General features: G+C 68.3%; 11 protein-coding genes. 3 read left to right on the top strand and 8 right to left on the bottom strand.

Annotation, left to right across the window (positions count from 1 at the left end; translation table 11 throughout):
- A partial coding sequence (locus C560_RS21710) for an HNH endonuclease (RefSeq protein WP_043423045.1) occupies window positions 1-793 on the top strand: 793 nt, incomplete at its 5' end.
- Between the two features lie 67 nt (window positions 794-860).
- Here the strand turns inward: C560_RS21710 and C560_RS21705 are convergent.
- On the bottom strand, window positions 861-1,733 hold the full coding sequence (locus C560_RS21705; RefSeq protein WP_043423043.1) for a sulfurtransferase: 873 nt from the start codon (window positions 1,731-1,733) through the stop codon (window positions 861-863).
- A gap of 48 nt (window positions 1,734-1,781) precedes the next feature.
- Between C560_RS21705 and C560_RS0112500 the strand changes: the two genes are divergently transcribed.
- Window positions 1,782-2,900, top strand: a complete 1,119-nt coding sequence (locus C560_RS0112500; protein WP_026538468.1) for a PLP-dependent cysteine synthase family protein — start codon at window positions 1,782-1,784, stop codon at window positions 2,898-2,900.
- Between the two features lie 70 nt (window positions 2,901-2,970).
- On the opposite strand, the gene C560_RS0112495 is transcribed toward C560_RS0112500, so the two are convergent.
- Window positions 2,971-3,627 carry an MBL fold metallo-hydrolase gene (locus C560_RS0112495; protein WP_026538467.1) on the bottom strand — a complete coding sequence of 219 codons (657 nt, stop codon included), beginning with the start codon at window positions 3,625-3,627 and terminating at the stop codon, window positions 2,971-2,973.
- Between the two features lie 114 nt (window positions 3,628-3,741).
- Between C560_RS0112495 and C560_RS0112490 the strand changes: the two genes are divergently transcribed.
- A complete protein-coding gene (locus C560_RS0112490; RefSeq protein ID WP_026538466.1) occupies window positions 3,742-4,203 on the top strand; it encodes a Fur family transcriptional regulator in 462 nt (153 codons plus the stop codon).
- Window positions 4,204-4,326: 123 nt separating this feature from the next.
- Here C560_RS0112490 and C560_RS0112485 read toward each other — a convergent pair whose 3' ends face one another.
- The 6 genes from C560_RS0112485 to C560_RS0112460 all read right to left on the bottom strand — a co-directional run bounded on the left by C560_RS0112485 (window position 4,327) and on the right by C560_RS0112460 (window position 11,381).
- Window positions 4,327-5,214, bottom strand: a complete 888-nt coding sequence (locus C560_RS0112485; RefSeq protein ID WP_026538465.1) for a metal ABC transporter permease — start codon at window positions 5,212-5,214, stop codon at window positions 4,327-4,329.
- Window positions 5,215-6,030: a metal ABC transporter ATP-binding protein gene (locus tag C560_RS0112480; protein WP_081801694.1), complete on the bottom strand. Its 816-nt coding sequence runs from the start codon at window positions 6,028-6,030 to the stop codon at window positions 5,215-5,217.
- Window positions 6,031-6,079: 49 nt separating this feature from the next.
- Window positions 6,080-7,039: a metal ABC transporter solute-binding protein, Zn/Mn family gene (locus C560_RS0112475; RefSeq protein ID WP_026538463.1), complete on the bottom strand. Its 960-nt coding sequence runs from the start codon at window positions 7,037-7,039 to the stop codon at window positions 6,080-6,082.
- A 147-nt stretch (window positions 7,040-7,186) separates the two neighbouring features.
- The gene (locus C560_RS0112470) at window positions 7,187-8,251 is read right to left on the bottom strand and encodes a hemolysin family protein (protein WP_026538462.1); all 1,065 of its coding nucleotides are present in this window, start codon (window positions 8,249-8,251) and stop codon (window positions 7,187-7,189) included.
- Window positions 8,248-9,585: a hemolysin family protein gene (locus C560_RS0112465; RefSeq protein ID WP_026538461.1), complete on the bottom strand. Its 1,338-nt coding sequence runs from the start codon at window positions 9,583-9,585 to the stop codon at window positions 8,248-8,250. Before C560_RS0112465 ends, C560_RS0112470 begins: the two co-directional genes overlap by 4 nt.
- A 317-nt stretch (window positions 9,586-9,902) precedes the next feature.
- Window positions 9,903-11,381: a GuaB1 family IMP dehydrogenase-related protein gene (locus C560_RS0112460; protein ID WP_026538460.1), complete on the bottom strand. Its 1,479-nt coding sequence runs from the start codon at window positions 11,379-11,381 to the stop codon at window positions 9,903-9,905.
- Window positions 11,382-11,660: the final 279 nt, after the last annotated feature.

Genomic DNA, 11,660 nt, shown 5'->3' with positions numbered 1-11,660 from the left:
CGGGCACGCCGACACCCTCCGCACGGCCGGGGATCCGAGGGGCCGCGGGCAGCTGATGGCCGATGCCCTGGTCGAACGCACCACCGGCACCCCCGGCGGGATCATCGGCGTCGAAATCCAGCTCATCATCACCGACCGCACCCTGTTCCAGGCCGACGCCGAACCCGCCCTGCTCCCCGGCTACGGCACCGTCCCCGCCGGCTGGGCCCGCACCCTCATCACCCCGGCCCCGGGCAGCCTGGCCGGCGGTCCACCAGGACCCGGCCATCCGCCTCACCCGGGCAGCACCGCCGGAGAGGTCGACGATCCCGCGTTCACCCTCTGGCTTCGCCGGCTCTATACCCACCCCGGCACCGGCGAGCTCGTCGGCATGGACTCCCGGGCCCGGATCTTCCCGCCCGGCCTGCGCCGCTTCATCCAAACCAGGGACGACACCTGCCGCACCCCCTACTGCGACGCACCCATCCGCCACCTGGACCACATCACCCCCTGGCACCACGGAGGAGAAACAACCGGCACCAACGGCGCCGGCCTCTGCGAAGCCTGCAACCACACCAAAGAAACCCCCGGCTGGAACGCACGCCCCGCACCCGGTCCCAGGCACACTATCGAGCTCACCACCCCCACCGGCCACACCTACCACTCCACCGCACCACCCCTGCCGGGGACACCGCTTCGCCCAACGGCCACAGACCAGCCAGGGCCCCAGCCGGGTTCCCGCCACCGCCGCCAGCTCCGGCACCAAGCCAAAACGCTGCGGCGCGGAAAGCCCAAAGTGGCGGCCGCAGCCTAGGAGTCATTGACTGCCGAGTAACTGGAGGCGCTCCGGCACCGCGGCCGTCCGGCGCTCCTGCTGGCGTTTAGCGTGAAGCCGTCTGCTCGCCGTACGGTTCCGGCCCGGTGACAACATCGTTCGAAGCAGCGTGACACCACTCCGAAAACGACCCGGGGTAGAGGGCAGCGGAAAAGCCGGCAATCTCGAGGGCGGCGATTTCATGGGCCGCCGTCACCCCGGATCCGCAGTACACGGCAGTCTGGACGCCGTCCCGGTAACCGAGCTGCTCGAAGCGCTCGCGCAGCTCGGCCGGGGCCAGGAAGCGCCCGTCCGCGTCCAGGTTCCCGGTGGTCGGGGCAGTGACGGCCCCGGGAATATGGCCGGCGCGGGGATCCACGGGCTCGATTTCCCCGCGGTACCGCTCCCCGGCCCGGGCGTCCAACAGCAACCCCCGCCGGCCCCAGGTGGCTGCCTGTCCGGCGTCGATCGCGGGCATGGCGCCGTCGGACAGGGTGACGTTTCCGGGTGCCGGCTGTTCGGGTCCCGCCGTCAGCTCGAACCCGGCTGCCCGCCAGGCGGCCAGGCCGCCGTCGAGCAGGTACACGGAACTGAAGCCGGCGTTGCGCAGCATCCACCACAGCCGGGCAGCGGCCATGTTGCCGCTGTCGTCGTACGCTACGACCGCATCGCCGTCGTTGATGCCCCAGCGGCGCGCGGACTCCTGGAACTGCTCAGGCGGCGGCAACGGGTGCCTTCCGCGTCGCGGTTCCGCCGGTCCGGCGAGTTCGGTGGCGAGGTCCACGAAGACGGCTCCGGGGATGTGTCCGCGCAGGTAGTGGTCGTGACCGTGGGGGTCCCCCAGCGCCCAGCGAACGTCGAGGAGCACTGTGCGCCGGCCGGTTTCGACGACGCCGTCCATCCGGTCCTTCAGGGCAGCAGCATTGAGAAGGGTGTCCATTTCCCCACTCTATCTTTGGCGTCCCGCCGCCCCCGGTAGGCTGTAGCGGTGAACACCACGCACCAGCAGGACCGGGCCTGGGCCGATGAAGCCGTCCGCCGGATCAATGCCGAAAACAACCGCTCTGCCGACACCCACCTGTATTCGGTACCGCTCCCGGAGCACTGGGATGTGCAGCTGTACCTGAAGGACGAATCCACCCACCGCACCGGCAGCCTCAAGCACCGGCTGGCGCGGTCACTGTTCCTTTTCGGCCTCGTCAACGGCTGGATCCGCGAAGGCACCACGATCGTCGAGGCATCCAGCGGCAGCACCGCCGTCTCGGAAGCCTATTTTGCGCAGCTGCTGGGGCTGCCCTTCATCGCCGTGATGACCCGGACCACCAGCCGCGAGAAGATCGCCCTGATAGAACAGTTCGGCGGCTCGTGCCACCTGGTGGACCACGCCTCGGAGGTCTACGAGGCCGCCGCGGATCTGGCCAGCAGCACGGGCGGGCACTACATGGACCAATTCACGTACGCCGAACGGGCCACGGACTGGCGCGGGAACAACAACATCGCCGAATCGATCTTCGGCCAGCTGGCGCTGGAGGAGCACCCGGTCCCCCGCTGGGTGGTGGTCGGAGCCGGCACTGGCGGGACCAGCGCCACGATTGGCCGGTACCTGCGGTACCACCGCTACGAGACGGGCCTCGCCGTCGTCGACCCGGAAAATTCCGCGTTCTATCCGGGTTGGCGGAACAGCCGGCCCGACGGCGGGACAGCCGCCGTCGGGACTGCCGCCGCCGCACCCGCGGCGGGATTGCCCTCCCGCATCGAGGGCATCGGCCGGCCGCGGATGGAGCCGAGTTTTGTGCCCGCCGTGATCGACCACATGATCCAGGTTCCCGACGCCGCGTCGGTAGCGGCCATGCGGCATCTGAGGGACCACGCCGGTCTGCACGCGGGCCCCTCCACCGGGACCAACCTCTGGGGTGCGTGGCAGCTCATCGCCGGGATGATCGCGGAGGGCCGCAGGGGCAGTGTTGTGACCCTGATGTGCGACGCCGGGGACCGCTACGCCGGGAACTACTACAACCCCGAGTGGCTTCACGCCCAAGGCCTGGATCCGGAGCCCCACGAGGCCGTGCTGCGCGAGTTCTTCCGGACCGGCGCCTGGCCGGCCTAAGCCGCCCGCCAGCCAACCGCCAAGCAGCCCGAGCCGCCAGGCAGCCCGCGCCGCTCGGAGTCCGCGGAGGCTAAACCTCGGCTGTGTCGCCGCTGGAGAGGTGCCGGTACTCGGTGCCGTACTTGGCGCCGATCCGGGTCACGTGACCCTCTACCAGGCCGCGGCCCAGCTCGTTCAGGAGCGCGTCGTGGATCGGGAAGGCCCGTGGTGCGCGGACACCGATGACAAAGTCCACCACTTCGCCCACCTTGTTCCACGGTGCATGGATGGGTACAAGGAGCGTCTTCACGTCGACGCCGTCGGGAATCGCGAAGGAGTCCCCCGGATGGTAAACGTTGCCGTCGACGAGGTAGCCGACGTTGGCCACCACGGGGATCTGCGGATGGATGAGGGCGTGCTGGCCGCCAAAGGTCCTGACCGCGAAGCCCGAAGTTTCAAATTCCTCACCAGCGGCCGCCGCATGGATGCGGCTTCCGGCGTCGGGCGCCTTGCCGCGGAGCGTCGCGGCCACCGCCTCCGGGGCGAACAGCTCAAGGGCGGTGTTCGACTGCAACGCCGCGGCGACGGCGTCGACGTCCACATGGTCAGCGTGCTCGTGCGTGATGAGCACGGCGTGCGCTCCGGCGAGGGCCCGGTCCGTCTCCGAAAAAGTGCCCGGGTCGAACACCAGCACCCGGCCGTCCTGCTCGAGACGGACACAGGCGTGAGTAAATTTGGTCAGCTTCATCCGGCCAGCCTAGGCACCAGCCGTCACAGTGTCCACGGACCCCTGCTGGTAATCTTGGACATTGCCACCCCAGCCAGTCCCACCCGCGAATTCTTTGACGAAGCGAGTTCCACGATGTCCCAAGGCGCCACCACCGGCAGCAGCCGGACTCCGGCCCCGGCACCCGTTCAGGGCAAGGAACAGCGCGTCACCAAGCAGCGACTCGCCGTCAGCGCAGCGCTGGACGACCTGGCGGACTTCGTCAGCACCCAGGAACTGCACCGCATCCTCCAGGAGCGAGGCACGGCGGTTTCCCTCGCCACCTCCTATCGGATCCTGCAGTCCCTCGCCGACGACGGGCTGGTGGATGTCCTGCGCAACGCCGACGGCGAAGCGGTGTACCGGCGCTGCGCCGTCACCGGGCACCACCATCACCTGCTGTGCCGGAACTGCGGCAAGGCCGTGGAAGTGGAAGCCCCGGCGGTCGAGGCCTGGGCTGCGCGGATCGCGAATGAGCACGGCTTCACCGCGGTGGAGCACACCGTGGAAATCTTTGGCCTGTGCCCCGAATGCACGGCCAGCCAGCCCGGCCAATAGCCAAAGCTGCTGAAATTCCCCACCATTGACCTCGTGACCCCGGAATTCTCCGGCGGGTCGCAGGGACCCGCCGGCGGCCGCCGGCAAACCTGGGGAAATTCCGCCGCAGCGGCGCGAGAGCGTCTAGGCCGCGGCTGCCGCGCTCCGCACCACCCGGCCGTTGAGCCCGCGCCTTGCCCGTGCGCCACCGATCATCCGGCAGGCCACATAGATCAGGAAGGACAACGTGGTCACATAGGGGCTGATCGGCAGCCGGCCGCCGAGGGCCAGCAGGATGCCTCCGACGGTCGCCGTCATCGCAAAGACGATGCTCAGGGTGACCACCAGCCGGGGCGAGGACGTGACGCGCATGGCGGCGGCCGCGGGCGTGATCAGCAGAGCCAGAACCAGCAGGGCGCCCACAATCTGGATGGACAGCGCCACGCTGATCCCCAGCAGCACCATGAAACCCAGGGCCAGGGCCCGCACCGGCACGCCGCGAGCGGTGGCGACGTCGGGGTCGACACTGGCAAAGGTCAACGGCCGCCAGATGGCGGCCAGCGCCAGCATCACCACGACGGCGGCGACCGCCAAAACCTGCAGCTGGACGGTTCCCACCGACACGATCTGGCCGGTGAGCAGGCCAAACTTGTTGGCGGCCCGGCCCTCGTACAGGGACAGGAAGAGGATGCCCAGGCCAAGCCCGAAGGGCATGATGACGCCGATGATCGAGTTCTTGTCCCGTGCGCGGACACCCATCACGCCCAGCACCAGGGCCGCCAGCACCGACCCTGCCAGCGAACCGAGGATGATGTCCGCGCCGATCAGCAGCGCGAACGCCGCACCGGCAAAGGAGAGCTCCGAGATACCGTGGACGGCGAAGGCGAGGTCGCGCTTCATCACGAAGGTGCCCATGATTCCGCCGAGCAGCCCGAGGACGGCGCCGGCCCAGATGGAGTTCTGCACCAGGACCAGCAGCTCGCCGTAGTTTTCGAAGTTGAAGATTGAGTGCAGCAGGTCGCCCAGATCCACTTAGCCCACCTCGCCCGCGACTGAGTGCGCGTCCAGATGGTGGTGCGTCGCGGCATCCGGCAGCCCGACGACGATCAGCCGGCCGTTGGCCTGGATGACTTCAACACGGCTGTCGTACAAATCCGAGAGCACCTCCGTGGTCATGACCTCTGCGGGTGTGCCCACCCGGAACTTTCCGCCGGCCAGGTACAGGACCCGGTCCACGTAGTCCATGATTGGGTTGATCTCGTGGGTCACGAACACCACGGCGCTGTCCGCCTCACGGCATTGCCTGTTGATCAGCGCGCTGACGCCCTGCTGGTGCTGAAGGTCAAGGGAGAGCAGCGGCTCGTCGCACAGCAGCACCTTGGGATCGGTCGCGAGGGCCTGGGCCACGCGCAGGCGCTGCTGCTCACCGCCGGAAAGCTGCCCCACCGGCACCTTGGCGTAGTCGGTGGCGCCCACGAGCTCCAGGAGTTCGTCGACCTTGCGGTTCACCTTGGCGCCGCCGAGGCGGATGCCCCAGCGGTGGCCGTCGACGCCGAGGGCCACGAGGTCGCGGGCGCGCAGGGGCGTATCGGGGTCGAATGATTTTTGCTGGGGCACGTAGCCGATCCGGCGGCTTCCCCGCTCGACGGGCTGGCCGGCGAGCACAGCCGTTCCCGTGGTCAGTTCCTGCAGTCCCAGCAGGACTTTCAGGAAGGTGGTCTTGCCGCTGCCGTTGGGACCGAGCACGGCAAAGAATTCACCCGGATTGATGTCCAGGTCCAGGCCCTCCCAGAGAGTCCGTTGGCCGAACGCCAGGGAGGCGCCGCGGAGGCTCACTACCGGTGTCAAATGCGGTTTCCTCGATTTTCCGCGGAGATTGCTGCTCCCGCTGTTGCGATCATCCTAGGGCCTTGCCGATGCTCTCCACGTTCCCGGTCATCCACTGCAGGTAGGACTGGCCGTCCGGGAGGGTTTCGCTGAAGTTCACGACCGGGACGCCGGCGGTCTGGGCGGCCTTTTTCAGCGCCAGAGTCTGCGGTCCCTCGGTCTGGGTATTGTAGGCCAGCAGCCGGACGCCGCGGGATGCCACGAGGTCGACAGCGGCTTTGAGCACGGCGGGCGGGACATCGGCGTCTTCCTCGATCGCCGCCGTGTACTCGGCGGGGGTCTCGTTCTCCAGTCCGGCGTCCTCGAGCAGATACAGCGGTACGGGCTCGGTGACGGCCACGGGCACGTGGCCCGCCGAGGACTTGATGGCGGCGAGCCTGGTTTCCAGGGTGCCGAGCGAGTCCTTGAAGGCCGCCGCGTTGGTCCGGAACGTCTGCGCCGAGCCCGGTTCCAGCGAGCCCAGCTTGTCGGCGACGGCGTCCGCGAGTCGGGACATGGCCGGCAGGCTGTACCAGACGTGTTCGTTCAGCCCGGTGTGCTCGTGGGTATGGCCGGCGGAGTCGGGGCTCGCCGCCGCCGGGCTTTCGGTGGCCAGGCCCGAGGCGTCCACGGCGTTGATGATGTTGCCGGGCTCAAGCCCGGTGTCGGTTGCCAGCGTGTCGATGAAGGCGTCGTATCCCCCGCCGTTCTCCACCACCAGCTCGGCCTTGGAGACGGCCAGCTTGTCCTGCGTGGTGGCCTCGTACGAGTGCGGGTCCTGGCTGGTGCGGCTGATGATCGAACTGACCCGGACCTTGTCGCCGCCGATGCTGGAGACGATGTCGCCGTAAACGCTGGTAGAAGCGACGACGTCGACCACGCCGTCGCCGGCGGTCCCCCGCGAGCTGCCCGCCGTCGGACTGCACGCGGTCAGCAGGAGGCCTAAGCCGGCAAGACCAGCCAGCATGGCTCGGGCAGCAGGACGACGCACGGGAAACCTCGGATCTGTTATTGAGAATCAGGAGCAATAGGAACAGCCCGAGTGTATCCCTAAATAGGAATCATTCCTATTTAGAGATACACGTCGTGCCGTACTGCCACCCGTCCGCTACTGGGCTGTCCGTTACTGGGCCGTGCGTTACTGGTCTTGGCCCAGCCTGCGGTAGCCGGTCGCCTGCGTAGCGTCCCGGATTTCGCCGACGAGCTGCTCGATCACGTCTTCGAGGAACAGCACCCCCTGGGTCAGCCCGTCGGGGCCGATCACGCGGGCCAGGTGCGAGCCCGTGCGCTGCATGACTGACATGGCCTGCTCGATTTCGTCGTCCATGGCCAGGTTCGCCAGCGACCGGATGCGGCTTTCGGCTATCGGCTGGTGGTACCCGGCGTCCGGGATGGACAGCACGTCCTTGATGTGGAGGTAGCCGGCCAGCATGCCGTCGTCGTCGAGCATCGGGAACCGCGAGAACCCGGTGCGGCTCACTGCCTTTTCGAATTCGACCGGCGTGGTGGCCGCCTTGAGCATGACAAGTTTGCCCAGCGGAACCATCACATGGGACGCGGTGTGTTCGGAAAACTCGAGCGCTCCGGTGATGAGTCCGGCGTCGTCGTCCACGAGTCCGTGCCGGGTGGATTCCTGCACGATCGACTGCACTTCTTCAAGGGTGAAGGTGGAGGTCACCTCGTCCTTCGGCTCAATCCGCATCAGCTTCAGGATGTGGTTCGCGGACCAGTTAAGCGCGGCAATGACGGGTTTGACGAGCCGCCCGATGAACATCAGCGGCGGCGCCAGCAGCAGCGCCGCCTTGTCCGCGACGGACACGGAGATGTTCTTGGGCACCATTTCACCGAAGGTGACGTGCAGGAACGTCACCAACAGTAGGGCGATGGCGAAGGCCACAATGTCGGCGACCTCCACGGGGACGCCCACCGCTTCCAGCGGCACGGCCAGGAGGTGGTGGATCGCGGGCTCGGCCACCTGCAGGATCAGCAGCGAGCAGACGGTGATGCCGAGCTGGGCGCAGGCGAGCATGAGGGAAACGTTTTCCATCGCCCGCAGCGTGGTCTGGGCGCGCTTGGAACCTGCCTCGGCCAGCGGCTCGATCTGGCTGCGGCGGGCCGACATGACGGCGAATTCGGCTGCCACGAAGAAGGCGTTGCCCACCAGGAGGAACACAAGCCACAGGATTCCTGCCCAGTCGCTCATGCGGCACCTGCCTGGCTGGCGGGCTGGCCGTCGCCGGACACCCGGAGGGGCCGGAAACAGATCCGGTCGATCCGGCGGCCGTCCATGCGTGTCACGCTGAGTGTCCCGCCGGCGACGTCGACCGTGTCGCCGACTGCCGCGATGCGGCCGAGCTGGCTCATAACGTAGCCTCCCACCGTTTCGTAGGCAGCCTCGTCGGGCACGGTCAAGCCCGGGATCTGTTCGGAGAGTTCATCGGGCCGGAGCAGGCCCGGGAAATACCAGTCCCCCGAGGCGCTTTGGAGCAGGCCCGGCCGGACCTTGTCATGCTCATCGGCCACTTCCCCGACGATTTCCTCCACGAGGTCCTCGAGCGTGGTGATGCCGGCGGTTCCGCCGTATTCATCCAGGACGACGGCCAGTTGCAGGTTGCCCTCGCGCAGTTCGGCGAGGAGGGCGTCCAGGTGGATGGTTTCGGGGACCCGGAGCACATCGGTCATGATGGCCCCCGCCTGCAGCTTGGCGCGGCGGTCCGCGGGCACGGCGATGGCCTTCTTGATGTGGACTACGCCGCGGACGTCATCGGAGGACTCGCCGATCACGGGGAACCGGGAGTATCCGGTGCGCTTGGCGGCCTCGACGATATCCGACACCGGCTGGTCGGCGTCGATGGTCTCCACGCGGATGCGAGGGGTCATGACGTCCGCGGCGGTCCGCCCGGAGAACTTCAGGGTCCGGGCGATGAAGTTGGCCGTTCCGGCGTCGAGGGTGCCCATGGCCGCGGAGCGGCGCACAAGCGAGGCCAGCTCGGCCGGGGTACGGGCGCCGGAGATTTCCTCCTTGGCCTCCAGGCCGAAGACGTTGAGGACCTTGTTGGAGAAGCCGTTGAGCACCACGATGGCGGGCTTGAAGACGGCGGTGAACACCAGCTGGGGCCGGGCCACGGCCTTGCCGATCTGAAAGGACAGCGCGATGGCCATGTTCTTGGGCACCAGCTCGCCGATCACCATGGAGAGCAAGGTGGCCACCGCCATCGCCAGGACCAGGGACAGCGAGGCGGCCGCCGCCGGCGGGACGCCGAGCGCGGTGAGGGGACCCTCGAGCAGCTTGCCCACGGAGGGTTCCATGACATAGCCGGTCAGCAGCGTTGTCATGGTGATGCCCAGCTGGCAGCTGGAGAGCTGGGTGGAGAGCGACTTGAGGCATTTGAGCAGAGGCTCGGCGGCGGTGTCGCCGGTGTCAACGGCGCGCTGCACGGTGGCCTGGTCCAAAGCGACCAGGGAGAATTCCACGGCAACAAAGAAGCCGGTGCCGAGGATGAGCAGGAGGCCTGCCGCGAGGAGTAGCCATTCCATCTAGCGGCCTGCTTCCGCAGCAGCGCATGGCGCGTGCCGCTGCAGGGGACGTAAGTGCTGGAAGGCCCTGCCTGGCGGAGGATGGTCGGCGGCGGCCGACCCTGTTTCCTGGAAAGCTCCGGAATGGCGTTCAGCCGGAGAATGATGGGCGCGTGAACGGGGTTTGCCGGCTCTGCGGGTGGACTGCGCGGGAACGGTTTCCGTGTTCCGCTGACAGCCCCCAGGCCGGCACCTAGATTTACTGTCCATAAGAATTTCAGTCTACAGGAGCAGCCGCCGCCAGCCCCCGACCGCCGGCGCCACCGGCCGCGCCGGATTCACCAGCTCTGCGGGACGGGCCGGCCCTCCTCGTACCCGGCCGCGGACTGGATGCCTGCCACGGCACGTTCCCGGAAAGCGGCGAGGTCGGCAGCGCCGGCGTAGCTCATGGAACTGCGCAGGCCCGCGGTGATCATGTCCAGCAGGTCCTCGACGCCGGGCCGCGCCGCGTCGACGTACATGCGGGAGGTGGAGATGCCCTCCTCGAACAGGGCCTTGCGGTCTTTTTCAAAGGCGCCCTCACGTTGGTTGCGGTTCTGCACCGCCCGGGCGGACGCCATGCCGAAGCTCTCCTTGTACTGCCGGCCCGAGGCGTCGAGCTGCAGGTCTCCGGGGCTCTCGTGCGTGCCGGCAAACCAGGAGCCGATCATGACCTGGCTGGCCCCGGCGGCGAGGGCCAGAGCGACGTCGCGCGGGTAGCGGACCCCGCCGTCGGCCCATACCCGGCCGCCGGCTTCCCTGGCTGCGGCGGAGCATTCCAGGACGGCGCTGAACTGGGGGCGGCCCACGGCCGTCATCATGCGCGTGGTGCACATGGCGCCGGGGCCCACCCCCACCTTGACGATGTCCGCCCCGGCCTCGATGAGCTCACGCGTGGCGTCACCGGTGACGACGTTGCCGGCGACCACCGGCACGCCGGGGTTGAGACCCTTCACGGCGGCCAGGGCATCGAACATTTTCTGCTGGTGGCCGTGTGCGGTGTCGAGGACCAGCACGTTCACGCCGGCCGCCAGCAGTTCGGCGGCCCGCCCGGCCACGTCACCGTTGATTCCGACGGCGGCGGCGACCTTCAGCCTGCCGTCGTCGTCCAGGGACGGCCGGTAGAGCGTGGAGCGCAGGGCGCCCTTACGGGTGAGCACGCCGGCCAGGACGCCGTCCTGTTGCACCGGCGCGTAGTCGGTCCCGGCGGCGTCCATCGCTTCAAAGGCGCGGCGGAGGGCCTGCGCAGCATCGGCCGCCGATCCGCCGCCAAACAAGCCGCCGGCGAGCGGTCCGGCGTCGAGCACCAGCGGCTGGTGGCGGATGACGGAGGCCAGCGACGCGAAACGGTCCTGGCCCTCGCAGTCGGTGGCGCGGACAACACCGGTGACCGCGCCGGAGTCGTCCACCACCACGACGGCCCCGTGCGGCCGCTTGCCCATCAGGTGGAGGGCATCAATGACTGTGTCCGTGGGCGCGAGCGTGACGGGGGTCTCGAGGACCGGGTGGCGTCCCTTGATCCAGGCCGTGACATCACGGATGACATCGAGCGGGACGTCCTGCGGCAGGACCCCAAGGCCGCCGCGGCGGGCCATGGTCTCGGCCATCCGCTTCCCCGTGACCGCCGTCATGTTCGCCGCCACCAGCGGGATCGCCGAGCCGGTCCCGTCGTCGGCCGCTAGGTCGACGTCCAGGCGCGAAGTGACATCGGACCGGGACGGGACCAGGAAGAGGTCCGAGTAGGTCAGATCGGTGGTGGGCTCATTCAGGAAACGCACTGCTGCTCCTTTGCTGGCACCCGCGGCTGGCACCGTCGGCGACATACGGGTTCTCTTTTGATTCTAGGGCGGAATCCGACGGGGCCGGCACCGCCTCCGGCACGGCCGCCGGCGCGGACTCCGACCCCGTGCAGGGCGCCGCGCAGGCCACCGCGTCCGGGCCGAATCCGGGCCGATTCTGCGACTCTTCTTCACTGCCTTTCAGTGGCTACCGGGGCCGATCATGATTTGGGTCACGCTTATTGGCGGTTTGGTAAGAATCGTCACTAGACTGGCATG

This window comes from Arthrobacter sp. 9MFCol3.1 (genome assembly GCF_000620385.1).
In the GTDB taxonomy this organism is placed as follows: Bacteria; Actinomycetota; Actinomycetes; order Actinomycetales; family Micrococcaceae; genus Arthrobacter.
The sequence above is the reverse complement of the archived record's forward strand: the minus strand, read 5'-3'. Positions and strand labels throughout refer to the sequence as shown.